Genomic DNA, 14782 nt, shown 5'->3' on the forward strand with positions numbered 1-14782 from the left:
GCTGACATCGCAAGAATGGCCGGGTGAGCAGAACGTCTGTACAAAGCCCGGTCGGCCGTCGTGACCGGCCCGTCTACGACCGTGACTCCGTACTGCAGGTCGCAGTCGCCGTCTTCAACGAGCGCGGCTACGACGGCACGAGCATGGAGGAGCTGGCCAGACGCCTGGGCCTGAGCAAATCGAGCATCTATCACCATGTCGCCGGCAAGGGTGAGCTGCTCGAGCTCGCCGTCGGCCGGGCACTGGACGCTCTCTTCTGCGTACTGGACGAGGCGGACGGGGCTGAAGCCCCGGACACCACGGCGACCGTGCGGCTGGAGCACGTCGTGCACCGCAGCGTCGAGGTGCTCGTCGCCGTGCTGCCGTACGTCACCCTGCTGTTGCGGGTGCGGGGCAACAGCGTCGTGGAGCGGCGGGCGCTGGAGCGGCGCCGTGAGTTCGACCACCGCGTGGCCGACCTGGTCGCCCGTGCGGCTTCCGAGGGCGGCGTCCGCGCCGACATCGATCCGCATCTGGCGGCCCGGCCGGCTGCTGTTCGGCACCGTCAACTCGCTCATCGAGTGGTACCGGCCGGAGGGCGGACGGCCGGTCACGGTTCTGGCCGACGCTGTCACGGCGGTCCTCTTCGACGGGATGCGCGATCGGCCGGGCGACTGAGGGATCAGCAGTGGCTGACCATGCGCGGGGCCTTGGGCCGGATCACTTCGACCAGCCTGCGGCGTCCGGCTTTCGGCAGAGCCTGTGGGGCCATTCCGGCTGAGTCCCGGATCGACTCGCGGGCCGTCCGGCCGTTCCTTCGGTGACGGCGCGCCGTCCGTGGTCGGCGGCGGCTCCGGGTGGGCGGTCAGGCCGTGCCGGACGGTAGCTGCGCGCGGAGGGCGAACCCGGTGGCGGTGGCCTCGGCGAGGTACATGCTCTGCCGCAGCCGTCCGTCGGCTCCCACCGCGACCCTGCCCCGCGGCCCGGACAGCGTGAGACCTTGCAGGGCGCGGGCGACCTCGGTGCCGCGCGGCGACCCGGCCTTCCGGGCGGCCTGGGCGAACAGGTTCAGGCCCTCGTACGCCGACTCCGTCAGTGCCGACGGCGATGGCGCCCACGCTCCGAACACCGCCCGGTACCGCCGTAGGAAGTCGGTGTTCTCCGCCGTGTCCAGGGCGGAGAAGTACGGCAGGCAGGACCACACCCCGCTCGCCGCCGCGCCCAGGTGCTCGCGGGTGTTCTCCTCCAGCAGGGGCGCGAGCGTACGGATGCGGCGGCGCAGCCCCGCGGCGTAGAAGCGTCGCTCGAAGTCGACGGAACTCCACCCCACCAGGCCGGAGAGCACCAGGTCGGCGCCGGACGCCTCGATGTCCTCCAGGACGTCGTCGAAGACCGACTCGCCGAGCGGGACGAGGCGCCGGCCGACGATGTGCCCGCCGTGCCGCTCGGCGATGCGGCGGCCCTGCGTGCACACGGCCCGTGGCCAGGAGTAGTCGTTCCCGATGAGGTACCAGGCACGGCCGCCGCTCTCGCGCATCAGCGCCGGGATGGACTGCGCCAGTTGGTCCGTCACCGACTCGCCGAGCCGGAACAGCGTGCCGTCCTGCACCAGGCTGCCTTCGTTCGCGGCGGTGTACAGATACGGCAGGCCCGATGCCTGCGCGTAACGGCTCACTGCGTCGAAGGTCGCCGAGCTGTGCACGCCCACCACTGCCGCCAGCCCAGGCCGCCGGTCGAGGTCTCGCAGCCGGGTCAGCGCGGTGGCGGCGTCGGTGCGGTCGTCCACCACCTCGATACGTACCGGCCGGCCGCAGATGCCGCCTTCGGCGTTGATCTCCTCGGCCGCCAGCGCCGTGCAGTTGGCTGCGGCCCGGCCGAAGAGTCCGGCGCTCCCGGACAGGCTGGTCATCAGGGCGATGCGGATCTCGTCGGCTGCGTTGTCGCCCTCCGGCATCGCGCAGCCCAGACTCGCGGTCATCCAGCGGAGGGCGTCCTCGTCCAGTTCGGTGACGGCTCGCACCCGGGTGCCTCCGGTCGCGCGGGTGAAGGTCAGGGTGATCCGCCCGGTCCACGGGGTCTCGTGCTGGAGCACGATCCGCCGGTAGGGCCGTACCTCCACTATGCGTGCCGTGCCGCGCACGGACGCCTCGCCGCCTGTGGCGGCCGGGAGAGGAATGTCGACGCAGGCCGCCGCCCCGGGCACCGCGTTCTCGAAGCGTGCGGAGAACATCCAGCCGGCGCTGCCGGTCCGCCCGAACATGCCGAACGCCTCGTCCGGCGGCAGGCCAAGGTGCGTCTCGTTGACGAGGACGATCTCGCGCATGGTGCTCCCTCAGCCGGCGGCGGTGACGCGAAGGGCCGGCTGGAGGGCCCATCGGATGCCGTGCACCGGCGTCCCGCGGGTTTCGGCGGGCCGTACGCCCGCCTGGCGGTCACGCCGGAGGGTGCTCCCGCGACTGTCATCCGCTCTTCGCATCACGCAGTCCGTCCGACCGGTCCGATGCCGCCTGCCGGTCCTTGGGCAGCGACTGCTCGTAGATCTGGCGCAGGAACGCGATCGCCGCGTCGGCCCGGTTGGGGCCCAGACGGTAACGCCGGTGTTTGCCGTCGCGCACCTCGGAGACCAGCTGTGCGTCCCGCAGGACCCGCAGGTGGGCCGAGACGGCAGTACGGCCGAGCGAGGGGAACGCGGCCGCGATGTCTCCGGCCGTGGGCTCGTTCTCCGACGCCAGCAGGGCCAGGATGGCCCTGCGCGTCGCGTCGTTGAGGGCACGGAAGACCAGGTCGCTCTCGTGAGACTGATCGAACACTGCCTGGACCTCTCGTCCTTTCGAAGCCCGGAGACAACACGCCAACACATGACTACGTGTTGACCATACGCCTTCCGTGCCCCTCGGGACAGCCCCGGACGCGCTGTCAGGGCGCCATCCGGGACGCCACGTGGGCGAGGGTCCCCTCCTGGACCTGCTCGACGATCTGCCCCTTCTCCATCAGGTACCAGCGGTCCGCCACATCCAGCGCCATGTCGAGGTGCTGTTCGGCGAGGAGCACGCCGGTGCCGTCGGCCGCGATCCGCCGTACGGCGTCGGCGAACCGGCCCACGTTGGCGGGCTGCAGGCCCTCCGTCGGCTCATCGTCGCCGGTCCGAAGAGCCCGGCGGAGCCGGACATGCTGGTCAGCAGCCCGATCTTCACTGTGCCGCCGGAGCCGGTGTGCTGGGGCGCGTCACTCGACTTGCCGCTGTCGGTGGCGCAGGCGGAGAGTGCGAGCGCGGCTGCCGACGTGACGGCGGCGGCGATTTTGAGCCGGTGGACGGGCTTGATAGAGGGCACGATTTCCTCCAACATGTCATCGCGTGAGCGAACGATGACATGTGCTGCTGGGGCCGTCAATCCTCGGAGAACCCGGTTCCGCACCCGGTGACGCACGGGTGACGAGTGCAGTGATCGTCCGTGAGCTCTCCCAGCGGATCCCCACGAAGGAGCAGGCCATGAGCGAACCCACCACGAGACAACCCATCACCGAGACCGGCCCGACGGCGGGTGCCGACACGCGGAGCGAACCTGAGGTCACAAGCGCTCTGGAACGGGCCGAGGAGACGGCACACCTGGGCGGCTTCATCACCCTCGACCGCGACGCAGGGGCAAGGCCCCCGGGCGGTCCGGGCCCGCTGTCCGGGATGACGATCGCCGTCAAGGACAACATCCACGTCGGCGGACTGCCCAACACGGCCGGCACTCCCGCTCTGCGGGACTTCGTCCCCGCGAGCGACGCACCCGCGGTGCGGCGGCTGCGGGACGCCGGGGCCGTCATCCTGGGCAAGGCCAACATGCATGAGCTGGCCTTCGGCATCACCAGCAACAACCACGCCTTCGGCCCGGTCCGCAACCCGTACGACCCCAGCCGCTTCGCCGGAGGCAGCAGCGGCGGGGTCGCCGCGCTGATCGCGGCCGGGGTCGTGCACGCAGGGATCGGTACCGACACCGGCGGCTCGGTGCGCATCCCCGCGGCCGTCACCGGCACCTGCGCACTGCGGCCCACCGTCGGGCGCTACCCCGGCGAGGGAGTGACCCCCCTGTCGAGCACCCGGGACACCATCGGCCCGATGGCGCGCCGGGTCGCCGACCTGATCCGGCTGGACGGCGTCCTCAGCGGGGACGACATTCCGGTCGCGGCACGCCCGCCGCGGTCCATCAGGCTGGGCGTGCCGACCGGTCACTTCACCGAACAGCTGCAGGACGATGTCGCCGCTCTGTGGGAGGCGGCGCTGCACTCCCTCTCCGCGGTCGGTGTGACCCTGGTCCCGGTCGACGTCACTTCGTTCGTCGAGCGCGAGTACGAGACCGGTATGGCCATCGTGCTGTACGAGACCCGCGTCGAGCTGTCCGCCTACCTGGCGCAATACCGGCCGGAGACGGACCTGGCCGGGCTCGCTGCCGGCATCGCGGGTCCGGACGTACAGGGCATCTTCGAGAACTGCCTTCTCGACGGGGCCCCGGGTCTGGTCGCAGAGGAGGTCTACCGCGAGTGCCTGGCCCACCGGCAACGGCTGCGTGCCGCCTACGCCGAGACCTTCACCGCACACAGCCTGGACGGCCTGACGTTCCCGACCACCCCGGCCACCGCCCTGGACCTCGCCACCTGCGACCAGGGCATGGTCCTGTGCGGGGAACCCGCCGACACCTTCTCCACCTTTATCCGCAACACTGGACCCGCCAGTGTCATCGGCGCCCCCGGCCTGAGCATCCCCATGGGCGTGGCACCGAACGGCTTGCCGGCCGGGCTTGAAATCGACGGCCCTGCCGGAGCCGACCGCGAACTGCTCGCCCTCGGCCTGACGCTGGAGGCGACCTGCGGCTGAGGCTGCCCGAGCCCGCCGGGCGGGCCCCCGCCCGGGCTGGGCCCAGGGCGGGACGGGCGACAGCGACCCGCGGCGTCTTCGCGGCCGGTCCGCAACGAGACGCGCCGAGGCCCGGCCCCCGACTCGCCGGCCGGGTCGGCCTGCTGGCCGCCATGTGGCCGACCCGCAGCGCGGCCCGGCTGAACATGCTCACGGTCATCGAGTCCGAGTGGGGCGAGCGGGTCACCGTACGTCGGTCTCTGCTGGGCCGCACGTGACTACGCCACCGGCGCGGCCGCCTACGACGTCGAACAGGCCGGGCTGGGCCGCCTGCGCCAGGCTGGACTCCCGGTGAACTCGACGTGCTGGTGGACATGTCGCAGATGACCGCCACCAGCACCGCCGAATCCCACCAGCAGCGGCCGCACCGGCCGGCGGAGCAGATGCTGCACTGGTCGCGCCTGCCCGTGGTGCGCGCGCCCGACGACGTTCCTCGACGTTCACCGTCCTCGCGGCGCGGTCGATCCGCGAGAGCGGGACGTGTGGCGCTGCCGCCCGGGTGGTCACGACCACCCTGCGTGATCCTGGGGGGAGCCCGCCGGGAAGGCCTACGAGCCGACCGGACCGCGAGCGCTCGGCATGACCGATGCAGTGGCCGAACAACTCGGCCACTGCAATGGCGTGCTGTTCCTCGACGGCACCGGCTTCGTTGGCCGCTTGCCGATGAGGCGGTCAGCGGAGGATGCCTGTTGCTCCCCGGCCTCTGCGCGTCATCCGTTGGATGCCAGATCGCGTCCGATGAGCTCCTTCATGATCTCGGTGGTGCCGCCGTAGATCGTCTGGACTCTTGTGTCGACGAATGCGCGGGCGACCGGATATTCCGTCATGTAGCCGTAGCCGCCGTGCAGTTGCAGGCAACGGTCGATGACCCGCTTCTGCAGTTCGCTCACGTACCACTTGCCTTTCGCCGCGTCGACGGCGGTCAGTTCACCGGCGTTGTAGGCGTGTACCGAGCGGTCGACGTAGGCCTCGGCGACGTCGATCTCGGTGGCCATCTCGGCGAGTTCGAAGCGGATGTGCTGGAGGTCGCCGATGGGGCGGCCGAAAGCCCGGCGCTCGAAGCAGTAGGCACGGGTCAGATCGAAGACCGCCCGGCTGGTAGCGATGGCTGTGGCCGTCACGCCGAGACGTTCCCGGGGCAGGTGGCTCATGAGCTCCTGGAGGCCGGATCCCACCGGGCCGAGGACGTTGGCGGCCGGTACCCGCACGTCCTCGAAGAACAGTTCGGCCGTGTCCTGGCCGGGCAGTCCGATCTTGTCCAGTTTGCGGCCGCGGGTGAAGCCGGGCATGTCCCGCTCGACCACCAGGAGAGTGAAGCCCCGCGAGCCGCCTTCGGGATCCGTACGCGCGGCGACGATCACCAGATCGGCCATGATGCCACTGGTGATGAAGGTCTTCTGTCCGTTCAGGACCCAGTCGTCGCCGTCGCGGCGGGCCGAGGTGCGGATGCCCCGCAGGTCGCTGCCGGTCCCGGGTTCGGTCATCGCCAGCGCGCCGATGATCTCGCCTGAGGCGAAGCCCGGCAGCCAGCGCCGCTTCTGTTCGTCCGTGGTCAGGTCCAGCAGATAGTGCAGCACCAGGTCGTCCTGGAGGGAGACGGTGAGACCGAAGGAGAGCGCGTGGACGCGGGCGATCTCCTCGCAGACGACCATGCGATAGCGGTAGTCCCGCTCGCCGGCGCCGCCGTGCTCCTCGCCGATCTGCAGGCCGTAGACACCCTGCCGGGCAGCCGCGGCGAACACCTTGCGGTCGATCCACCGGTCGGCCTCCCACCGCTGGTGGTGGGGGACGACCTCACGCGCGAGGAACTCGCGGACGGTCTCCCGGTACTGCTCGTGATCGTCTGTGTACAGGCCCCGTCGCATCAGGTCAGCCGAGCCTCTCGATGATGGTGACGTTGGCCTGACCGCCGCCCTCGCACATGGTCTGCAGACCGTAGCGGCCGCCGGTGCGCTCCAGCTCGTGGAGCAATGTGGTCATCAGCCGTGTCCCGGTGGCCCCGAGCGGGTGACCGAGTGCGATGGCACCGCCGTTGACGTTGACCCGGGCCGGATCGGCGCCGATGTCGGCCTGCCAGGCCAGCACCACGGAGGCGAACGCCTCGTTGATCTCGACGAGATCGATGTCGTCGATGGTGAGTCCGGACTTCTTGAGGGCGTGCTCCGTGGCAGGGATGGGAGCGGTGAGCATCATGACCGGGTCGGAGCCACGCACCGACATGTGGTGGATGCGGGCCCGGGGTGTGAGGGAGTGAGTGCGCATGGCGGCCTCCGAGGCGATCAGCATCGCGGAGGAGGCGTCGGAGATCTGGCTGGCCACCGCGGCGGTCAGCCGCCCGCCGGGCGTCAGTGTCGCGAGTTCGGCCATCTTCTCCAGTGTGGTGTCGGGCCGTGGACCCTCGTCCGACACGACCCCTTCGAACGGAATGATCTCCGCGTCGAACCGGCCCTCCCGCTGGGCCGTCAGGGCCCGGCGGTGACTCTCCAGCGCGAACTCCTCCATGACCGAGCGCTCCACGCCCCACTTCTCCGCGATCATCTCCGCGCCGCGGAACTGGGAGATCTCCTGGTCGCCGTAACGGGCGTGCCATCCCTTGCAGTCGGTCCACGGATCGGTCGACCCATAGGGCTCGCCGGCGGTGAACCCGGACAGGATGGGGAACTGGCTCATCTTCTGCACACCGCCGGCCACGATGAGGTCGGCCGTGCCGGACATGACGGCCTGCGCGGCGAAGTGGACCGCCTGCTGGGACGAGCCGCACTGCCGGTCGATGGTCGTACCGGGCACCGACTCGGGCAGCCCTGCGGCCAGCGCGCTGGTCCGCGCGATGTCACCGGCCTGCGAGCCGATCTGGTCGAGGCAGCCGAGAATGACGTCGTCGACGGCGGCAGGGTCGAAGTCGTGGCGTGCGACCAGTGAGCGGATGACGTGGGCGGCGAGATCGGCCGGGTGCGTTCCGGCGAAGCCGCCGCCGCGTTTGCCGACCGGGGTGCGTACCGCGTCGACGATGTAGGCCTCGGGCATGACGGTCCTCCAGTGTGCTGTGCGAAGGGGTGATGAGGGCGGGCCCGGGGTCAGGGCACACCCAGGCCGTGCCGCACCAGGCTCTGCGCGGTGCGGATGACACCGGTCAGCGAACCCTGCCGCGGGTTCCACCACTCCGGCGTCCAGTTGAGGGCTCCCATGACGAGCATGCGCGCCGCTCGCAGGTCGATGTCGTTCCTGATGGCGCCCGCGGCCCTGGCTCTCGCCAGCAGGTCCCGCCACAGGTCGAAGTAGGCGCCGCTGTCCGCCCGCAGACGGGCGCGTATGTCCTCGGGCAGCTGTCCGCTGTTGCGGCTGACCGCGGTCGCGAAGTCCGACAGGTGCAGCTCGACCTGCAGATGCGCCTCGACGGCGGCACAGATCCGGTCCATCGGGGGAGTGCCGTCGGGCAGCGCGGCCAGCGCGGTCTCGACGTGCTCCCGAAGCCGCAGCTGGCCGACCGCCATCACCTCGGCGATCAGCTCCTCGCGGGAGGGGAAGTAGTAGTACACGGCGGGCGGACGCACACCGGCCCGTTCGGCGATGTCGGCCAGCCTGGTAGCGGAGTAGCCCTTGAGGCTCAGCGTCCGAGCGGCCGCGGCGAGAATGCGGTTTCGGGTCGCCGCCGCCTTGACGGCCGGTGTCCCGGTGCCGGTTCTGCTGGTGGTGTTCACTGAGCGCGCCTCCTACGGCATCGAGTAGCCGCCGCTGACCGAGAAGACCTGGCCCGTCACCTGCCGGGCGCGGCGTGCCGAGGAGACCCAGACCACGGCGTCCGCGATGTCTTCCGGCGTGGTGAGCCGGCGCAGTGGGATGTTCTTGCGGACTGCCTCGATCTGCCGGTCGTCGAAGACGGCGGACTGGTCGCCCCGGGTCCACAGGCTGCCCGCCCCGATCGCGTCCGGGCTCTGGGGGACGACGAGTCCCGGGCAGACGACGTTCGACCGGATGCCGTCCCGGCCGTGCTCCCGGGCGACCGTGCGGGCGAAGGCGATCACCGCGGCCTTGGTCGCCCCGTACACCCCCTGCCGTATCTCCCCGAAGGCGGCGTCGCTGGAGATGAACACGATGGATCCGTGGCCCTCGGGCCGCATCGCGTCGAGGGCCGCACGGGTGCACTCGACGGAACCGAACAGATTGAGGTCCACCATCCGCCGCCAGCCGTCGCGGTCCGCGTCCTGGGCGACGAACCCTGGCAGGCTCAGCCCCGCGTTGTTCACGAGCACGTCGATTCCGCCCCAGGCGGCGACGATTTGTTCGACGGCCATGGCGCCGGCACCCTCGGCCGTCAGATCGATGACGGCGACCTCCGCCCCGGCCGCTCCCCGCTCCAGCGCTTCGGCACGTGTCTTGGCGGCCTGCTCCGCGTCGATGTCGCAGATCAGTACACGAGCGCCTTCCGCGGCGAAGCCGTGCACGATGCCCCGGCCGATGTTCGAGGCACCACCGGTGACCAACACCCGTGCCCCGCCGAGTTCCAGATCCATCCGCTCGCTCCCTCATGGTGCGCGGCCCGCTGCACAACCGTTGACCCGTTGCGATTTATGAATCTAGATTAGATTCAAAATTCTGACCAGCCCCGGAGCGCGACATGAAGATCTTCAATGGACTAGCCGGACTCGCCGCCGCGGCAGGCGAGTCGCTCGGCACCACCGACTGGATCGAGGTGGACCAGGAGCGCATCGACCGGTTCGCCGACGCCACGGGGGACCACCAGTGGATCCATGTGGACGCCGGGCGCGCTGCCCAGGGGCCCTTCGGTTCCACCATCGCGCACGGCCTGCTCACGCTGTCCCTGCTGCCGGTGTTCCTGCAGCGGCTCTACCAGGTCGAGGGGGTGAGCATGGCCGTGAACTACGGGCTCGACAAGGTGCGCTTCCCCGCCCCGGTGCCCGTCGGTGCCAAGCTGCGGGCCACCTCGACGATCACCGAGGTCACACCGCTCGACGGCGCGGTCCAGCTGAAGCTGTCGACGGTCATCGAGATCGAGGGCGGCGCGAAGCCGGCTTGCGTCGTGGACTCCGTCGTACGGTATCTCGGCTGATGGGCGGGCTGGTGGCGGGCCGGTCCGCGATCGTCACGGGCGCCGGCCAGGGGATCGGTCTGGCAATCGCCCGGCTGCTGCACGAGCATGGCGCACGGGTGACCGTGGCCGACGTGGACGCCACACGCGCGGAGCGGGCCGCAGCCGACATCGGTGGTGACGACCCGGCTTCCGTACTGGCTCTCGGCTGTGACGTCACGGACGAGACGGCGGTCGAGAACATGGTGGGGCGGGCCGTCGAGCGGTTCGGTGCGTTGGACGTCCTGGTGAACAACGCGGGGATCACCCGTGACGCCTCGCTGAGGAAGATGACCGCGGACGACTTCGACGCCGTGGTCGGCGTGCACCTCAGGGGGACCTGGCTCGGCGTCCGGGCGGCCGCGGCGGTGATGCGCGAGGCGGAAAGCGGCTCGATCGTGAACATCTCCTCGCTGTCCGGGAAGTCCGGCAACCCCGGCCAGACCAACTACAGCGCGGCCAAGGCGGGGATCGTCGGTATGACGAAGGCGGCGGCCAAGGAACTCGCCCACCACGGGGTGCGGGTCAACGCGGTGCAGCCCGGCCTGATCCGCACCGCCATGACCGAGGCGATGCCGCCGGACGTCTTCGCGGCCCGCGAGGCCGACGTGCCCATGAGGCGGGCGGGACGGCCCGAGGAGGTCGCCGGGGCCGTCCTCTTTCTCGCGAGCGAGCTGTCCAGCTACATGACCGGCGCGGTTGTCGAGGTGGGGGGCGGGCGGTCGATGTGAGTACCCAGGTCACCCAGGTGGTGCGCACGCGCGTGGAGGGTGCGGTCGGCCACGTCCTGCTGAACCGCCCCGAGGCGATGAACGCGATCACGGTCGAACTCGGCGAACAGCTGGAGCGCGCCCTGAGGGAGGTGGCGTCAGCGGCACGGGTCGTCCTGATCCGGGGCGCGGGAGGCAACTTCTGCGCCGGCGGCGACTTCAAGGAGCTGCAACGGCTGCGCGCCGGCGGACCGGGGGCGATGGCGCCGCTGTTCGACAACTTCGGCCGGGCCTGCGCCCTCATCGCGACCCTGCCGGTCCCCGTGGTGGCCGTCGTCGAGGGGTACGCCATGGCCGGCGGCTTCGAACTGATGCAGTCCTGCGACATCGCTCTGGTGCGCGAGGACGCCCGGATCTCCGACACGCATGCCAACTTCGGCCAGGTACCGGGCGGCGGCAGCACCCAGCGGCTGCCCCGCCTCGTGGGCCGTCAGCGGGCCCTGGCCCACATCCTCACCGGGGACCGCCTGTCCGGCGCGGAGGCCGCGGCCTGGGGGCTGGCGTACCGGTGCCTGCCGGACAACGGGTTCGAGGAGGCGGTCGCAACGTTCGCCGAACGGCTCGGCGGTATGGACCCCCGGGCACTCGGCACCGCGAAACGCCTGGTGTACGAGGGGCTGCGGCTGCCGCTGGCGGACGGCCTCGCCCTGGAGCGGGCCGCGGTGCTCGAGCACCTGGGCGGGACGGCGGCCGGTGCCGGAATCGAGAGCTTCACGGCGAGAGGTGAGTGAGATGACGGACAAACTGATCGACTCCGGGCCGGTGCTCCTGGACCTGGACACGGACGGAGTCGCACGGCTGCGGCTCAACCGTCCGGAGGCGTCCAACGGCATGGACGTGCCCTTCCTGCGCGCACTGCACGCGGCCGTCATGCGCTGCCACGCCGAGGACGGGGCGCGAGTGGTGCTGATCACCGGAGAGGGCCGCAACTTCTGCGCGGGCGGCGATGTCCACACCTTCGCCGGCCTGGGGGAGAAACTCCCGGAGTACCTGCGGGAGGCCACCTCCTGGCTGCAGATCACCACCTCCGCGCTGCTCCAGCTGCGTGCCCCGGTCGTCGCCGCGGTGCACGGCTTCGCGGCCGGAGGCGGTGGCTTCGGGCTGGTGTGCGCGGCGGACTTCGTCATCGCCGCGGAGTCGTCGCGGTTCATGTCGGGCGCGGTCCGGGTCGGGATGGCCCCGGACGCCGGAGTCTCGGTGACGTTGACCCGGCTCGTGGGTCTGCGCAAGGCCATGGAGATCCTGCTGACCAACCCCACCCTGACCGCCGCCGAGGCGCTGGACGCGGGGCTGCTCACCCGGGTCGTGCCGGACGACCGGCTGCTGGACGATGCCCTCGCGTTCGCCGGCGGCCTCGCCGCGGGCCCGCCCCTGGCGCTGGCGGCGACCAAGCGGCTGGTGTGGAGCGGGTTGGGCGCCGGCGTCGAGGAGCGACTGGCCGAGGAGGCCCGTACGGTCGCCGAACTGTCGGGCACGGCGGATTCCAGGGAGGGGCTGGCGGCGGTCAGCGAGCGCAGGCCCCCGCTCTTCACGGGACGGTGACAGGGGATGAGACGCCATGACTGAGCAACACAGCCGCGAGGACATCGTGCTGGCCGAGGACCACGGCGCCGTCCGGGTACTGACCCTGAACAGGCCCCGGAAGCGCAACGCGATCGACCTTGCGCTGCGGGTGGTGCTCGCGGAGATGCTGGAGTCCGCGATGGCCGACGACACCGTACGGGCGATCGTGCTGACCGGCAGCGGCGGCACCTTCTGTTCGGGCGGGGACATCTCCACGATGCGTCGGCAGAGCCCCGAGGAGACCCGCCCCAGGGCCGAGGCGGCCCAGCGGGTGATCCGGGCCATCTGGGACGGGCCCACACCGGTGGTGGCAGCCGTCGAGGGTTTCGCGTACGGCGCGGGGGCGGCGCTCGCGCTGGCCTGCGACCGGGTGGTCGCCGCGACCGACGCGTCGTTCAGCACGGCGTTCACCGGCGTCGGCCTCGCCGGTGACATGGGGATCACCGTGTCCCTGCCTGCCAGGACCGGTCCGGCCGCCGCCCGGCAGCTGCTCCTGCTGCCCCGCCCGGTCCAGGGCCCGGAAGCGCTCACCCTCGGCCTCGCCGACGTACTGACCGAGCCCGGGGCCGCGTTGGACTGGGCGCTCGCCGACGCCGAACGCATCGCCGAGGGCCCGCCCCTCGCGCTCTCCGCTCTGCGGGCGATGCTCGGCGTCCGCGCCGGGGGCGATCCGCGCGCGGCACTCGACCACGAGGTCGAGCACCAGATCCGGCTCTTCGACTCGGCGGACTTCGCCGAAGGGGTCGCCGCTTTCCGCGAACGACGCCGCCCCGAGTTCAAGGGATGCTGAACATGACAGAACCACTGGTGTCCTCACTGTGGCCCAGGGACGACAGTGTGCCCCTGGTCGACCACACCGTCGGCTCCCTGCTGGCGGAACGGGCCGTGACCCACGCCGACGCCACGGCTCTGGCTGGTGTCGCGCACGGTGGTGGTGCGGAACGGCGGCTGACCTACGGGCAGTTGTACACCGAGGCCCGGCGGGTGGCCGCCGCCCTGCTGAGGCTGGCCGAGCCGGGGGAGTTCGTTGCCCTGTGGGCGCCGAACGTCGTCGAGTGGCCGATCGTCCAGTACGGCGCGGCGCTGGCGGGAGTGACCCTGGTCGCCCTCAACCCCGTGCTGCGGCCCGAGGAACTCGTCCATGCCCTCAACCACTCCGGAGCCGTCGCGCTGCTGCACGCGGACGTCAGCCGCGACTACGACCTCGCGGCCGTCGCCTCGGCCCTCCGGCCCCGGTGCCCCGGGCTGCGGCACGTGGTCTCCCTCGCCGAACACGACCGGTGGAACGCCGAGCCGCGGGATCCGCCGGACGCGGCTGTCCAGGACCCCGGTGCACGGGTGATGCTCCAGTACACCTCGGGCACCACCGGCCTGCCCAAGGGCGTGCTCCTGACCCATCGGTCTCTGGTCAACGTCGCGCGCCTGACCTTGGAGACGGTTCAGGCCGAGCCGGGAGCGGTGCACGTCAGCCCACTGCCGATGTTCCACACGGCCGGGTGCGTGGTCGCCACCCTCGGCACCCTGTGGCTGGGAGGCAGCCTCGTACTGGTCGAACAGTTCCGGCCCGGCCCCGTACTGGAGTCGATGCGCGAGGAGCGGGCCTCCCTCCTGTTCTGCGTGCCCGCCATGCTGTCCGCCCTGAACGAGACCGCCCGGGAGACGGGTGGTCCGGCCCCCGCCCTGCGCAAGGTCCTCGTGGGCGGCGCCAATGTGCCCGCCCCCCTGATCGAGGCGACCCGGGAACTGTTCGGCGCCCGCGTGCACAACCTGTACGGCCAGACGGAACTCGGCCCCACCCTGACCGCCACCCGGGTCACGGACGACGACACGGACGTCAGGGACACCGTGGGGCGGCCACTGCCACAGGTGGAGTGCAAGATCGTCCACCCGGTGACCGGCCAGGTGCAGCCGCTCGGCACGCCGGGTGAGATCTGCGCCCGCGGCTACCAGCAGATGATCGGGTACCTGCACGATCCGGAGGCGAGCGCGCGCACGGTCGACGCCGAGGGCTGGCTGCACACCGGTGATCTCGGCGCCATGGACGCGCGCGGGGTGATCACCATCACCGGACGGCTGAAGGACCTGATCATCCGCGGTGGCGAGAACATCGCGCCGGCCGAGATAGAGACCTGCCTGCTGGGGCACGAGGCCGTGCTGGAGGCAGCCGTGGTGGCACTGCCGGACGAGAGGTGGGGCGAGGCCGTGGCAGCGGTCGTACGTCTTCGAGGACAGGTGTACGACGGCCTGCACGATGCCCTGGTCGAGCACTGCCGCGGCCGCCTGGCCAAGTACAAGGTCCCGCAGTACTGGTACGTCGCCGACGAGATGCCGGTCACTCCGGCCGGCAAGGTGCGCAAGTTCAAGCTCCGTGAGGCCGCCGCCGCGGGGATCCTGCGCCGGCTGGGGTGAGTCCCGTGAACCGGGTGGTTGCCTACCTCTGTCCCCGTCATTTAATCTAACGTCAATTAGAAAAAGGAGGTGTTT

Annotated in this window: 15 protein-coding genes and 2 pseudogenes; 9 read left to right on the forward strand and 8 right to left on the reverse strand. The window is 71.1% G+C overall.

All coding sequences use genetic code 11. From position 1 onward, the window contains the following. The first annotated feature begins 23 nt into the window (after positions 1 to 23). A pseudogene (locus ACIBVL_RS26065) lies at positions 24 to 657 on the forward strand (TetR family transcriptional regulator). Between the two features lie 19 nt (positions 658 to 676). Here the strand turns inward: ACIBVL_RS26065 and ACIBVL_RS26070 are convergent. The 4 genes and pseudogenes from ACIBVL_RS26070 to ACIBVL_RS26085 all read right to left on the reverse strand — a co-directional run. Next, positions 677 to 794 (reverse strand): annotated as a pseudogene (locus ACIBVL_RS26070) (IS110 family transposase); the annotation flags it as partial. A gap of 50 nt (positions 795 to 844) precedes the next feature. Next, entirely contained in the window at positions 845 to 2302 is a 1458-nt protein-coding gene (locus ACIBVL_RS26075; protein WP_399100287.1) for an ABC transporter substrate-binding protein, read from the reverse strand. Between the two features lie 136 nt (positions 2303 to 2438). Further along, positions 2439 to 2789, reverse strand: a complete 351-nt coding sequence (locus ACIBVL_RS26080; protein WP_399100289.1) for an ArsR/SmtB family transcription factor — start codon at positions 2787 to 2789, stop codon at positions 2439 to 2441. Positions 2790 to 2895: 106 nt separating this feature from the next. Continuing rightward, entirely contained in the window at positions 2896 to 3081 is a 186-nt protein-coding gene (locus tag ACIBVL_RS26085; RefSeq protein ID WP_399100291.1) for a hypothetical protein, read from the reverse strand. Between the two features lie 66 nt (positions 3082 to 3147). Here ACIBVL_RS26085 and ACIBVL_RS26090 point away from each other — a divergent pair, with 66 nt between their 5' ends. Both ACIBVL_RS26090 and ACIBVL_RS26095 read left to right on the forward strand, forming a co-directional pair. Further along, on the forward strand, positions 3148 to 3402 hold the full coding sequence (locus ACIBVL_RS26090; protein ID WP_399100293.1) for a hypothetical protein: 255 nt from the start codon (positions 3148 to 3150) through the stop codon (positions 3400 to 3402). Between the two features lie 67 nt (positions 3403 to 3469). Then, a complete protein-coding gene (locus tag ACIBVL_RS26095; protein ID WP_399100295.1) occupies positions 3470 to 4840 on the forward strand; it encodes an amidase family protein in 1371 nt (456 codons plus the stop codon). 749 nt (positions 4841 to 5589) lie between these two features. Here ACIBVL_RS26095 and ACIBVL_RS26100 read toward each other — a convergent pair. The 4 genes from ACIBVL_RS26100 to ACIBVL_RS26115 are packed head-to-tail and all read right to left on the reverse strand — an operon-like array spanning position 5590 to position 9390. Further along, positions 5590 to 6744, reverse strand: coding sequence for an acyl-CoA dehydrogenase family protein (locus tag ACIBVL_RS26100; protein WP_399100297.1), 1155 nt, complete (start codon positions 6742 to 6744; stop codon positions 5590 to 5592). A 4-nt stretch (positions 6745 to 6748) separates the two neighbouring features. After that, positions 6749 to 7903, reverse strand: coding sequence for an acetyl-CoA C-acetyltransferase (locus tag ACIBVL_RS26105; protein ID WP_399100299.1), 1155 nt, complete (start codon positions 7901 to 7903; stop codon positions 6749 to 6751). A 50-nt stretch (positions 7904 to 7953) separates the two neighbouring features. Next, positions 7954 to 8577, reverse strand: coding sequence for a TetR/AcrR family transcriptional regulator (locus ACIBVL_RS26110; protein WP_399100301.1), 624 nt, complete (start codon positions 8575 to 8577; stop codon positions 7954 to 7956). A gap of 12 nt (positions 8578 to 8589) precedes the next feature. Further along, positions 8590 to 9390 carry an SDR family NAD(P)-dependent oxidoreductase gene (locus ACIBVL_RS26115; RefSeq protein ID WP_399100303.1) on the reverse strand — a complete coding sequence of 267 codons (801 nt, stop codon included), beginning with the start codon at positions 9388 to 9390 and terminating at the stop codon, positions 8590 to 8592. Positions 9391 to 9494: 104 nt separating this feature from the next. Between ACIBVL_RS26115 and ACIBVL_RS26120 the strand changes: the two genes are divergently transcribed. From ACIBVL_RS26120 to ACIBVL_RS26145, 6 genes are read left to right on the forward strand one after another with little or no spacing between them, the layout of a single operon-like run. Continuing rightward, on the forward strand, positions 9495 to 9947 hold the full coding sequence (locus ACIBVL_RS26120; protein ID WP_399100305.1) for a MaoC family dehydratase: 453 nt from the start codon (positions 9495 to 9497) through the stop codon (positions 9945 to 9947). Beyond that, positions 9947 to 10696 (forward strand): 3-oxoacyl-ACP reductase FabG, encoded by a 750-nt coding sequence (fabG, locus tag ACIBVL_RS26125; RefSeq protein WP_399100307.1) that lies wholly within the window; start codon positions 9947 to 9949, stop codon positions 10694 to 10696. The genes ACIBVL_RS26120 and fabG overlap by 1 nt, the downstream gene beginning before the upstream one ends. Continuing rightward, positions 10693 to 11466 carry an enoyl-CoA hydratase/isomerase family protein gene (locus tag ACIBVL_RS26130; RefSeq protein WP_399100309.1) on the forward strand — a complete coding sequence of 258 codons (774 nt, stop codon included), beginning with the start codon at positions 10693 to 10695 and terminating at the stop codon, positions 11464 to 11466. Before fabG ends, ACIBVL_RS26130 begins: the two co-directional genes overlap by 4 nt. A gap of 1 nt (position 11467) precedes the next feature. Continuing rightward, complete coding sequence (locus ACIBVL_RS26135) at positions 11468 to 12277, forward strand: enoyl-CoA hydratase/isomerase family protein (protein WP_399100311.1); 810 nt, start codon at positions 11468 to 11470, stop codon at positions 12275 to 12277. A 16-nt stretch (positions 12278 to 12293) separates the two neighbouring features. Further along, positions 12294 to 13088: an enoyl-CoA hydratase/isomerase family protein gene (locus ACIBVL_RS26140; RefSeq protein WP_399100313.1), complete on the forward strand. Its 795-nt coding sequence runs from the start codon at positions 12294 to 12296 to the stop codon at positions 13086 to 13088. 2 nt (positions 13089 to 13090) lie between these two features. Beyond that, positions 13091 to 14707 (forward strand): class I adenylate-forming enzyme family protein, encoded by a 1617-nt coding sequence (locus ACIBVL_RS26145; protein ID WP_399100315.1) that lies wholly within the window; start codon positions 13091 to 13093, stop codon positions 14705 to 14707. Positions 14708 to 14782: the final 75 nt, after the last annotated feature.

It is taken from the genome of Streptomyces sp. NPDC049687 (assembly GCF_044465285.1).
In the GTDB taxonomy this organism is placed as follows: Bacteria; Actinomycetota; Actinomycetes; order Streptomycetales; family Streptomycetaceae; genus Streptomyces.

What these genes read in the sequence shown, in the direction of transcription:
- ACIBVL_RS26140 (WP_399100313.1), top strand. Translation starts at nt 12,294, where the DNA reads ATGACTGAGCAACACAGCCGCGAGGACATCGTGCTGGCCGAGGACCAC.
- ACIBVL_RS26120 (WP_399100305.1), top strand. Translation starts at nt 9,495, where the DNA reads ATGAAGATCTTCAATGGACTAGCCGGACTCGCCGCCGCGGCAGGCGAG.
- ACIBVL_RS26135 (WP_399100311.1), top strand. Translation starts at nt 11,468, where the DNA reads ATGACGGACAAACTGATCGACTCCGGGCCGGTGCTCCTGGACCTGGAC.
- ACIBVL_RS26100 (WP_399100297.1), bottom strand. Translation starts at nt 6,744, where the DNA reads ATGCGACGGGGCCTGTACACAGACGATCACGAGCAGTACCGGGAGACC.
- ACIBVL_RS26090 (WP_399100293.1), top strand. Translation starts at nt 3,148, where the DNA reads ATGCTGGTCAGCAGCCCGATCTTCACTGTGCCGCCGGAGCCGGTGTGC.
- ACIBVL_RS26115 (WP_399100303.1), bottom strand. Translation starts at nt 9,390, where the DNA reads ATGGATCTGGAACTCGGCGGGGCACGGGTGTTGGTCACCGGTGGTGCC.
- ACIBVL_RS26095 (WP_399100295.1), top strand. Translation starts at nt 3,470, where the DNA reads ATGAGCGAACCCACCACGAGACAACCCATCACCGAGACCGGCCCGACG.
- fabG (WP_399100307.1), top strand. Translation starts at nt 9,947, where the DNA reads ATGGGCGGGCTGGTGGCGGGCCGGTCCGCGATCGTCACGGGCGCCGGC.
- ACIBVL_RS26145 (WP_399100315.1), top strand. Translation starts at nt 13,091, where the DNA reads ATGACAGAACCACTGGTGTCCTCACTGTGGCCCAGGGACGACAGTGTG.
- ACIBVL_RS26075 (WP_399100287.1), bottom strand. Translation starts at nt 2,302, where the DNA reads ATGCGCGAGATCGTCCTCGTCAACGAGACGCACCTTGGCCTGCCGCCG.
- ACIBVL_RS26105 (WP_399100299.1), bottom strand. Translation starts at nt 7,903, where the DNA reads ATGCCCGAGGCCTACATCGTCGACGCGGTACGCACCCCGGTCGGCAAA.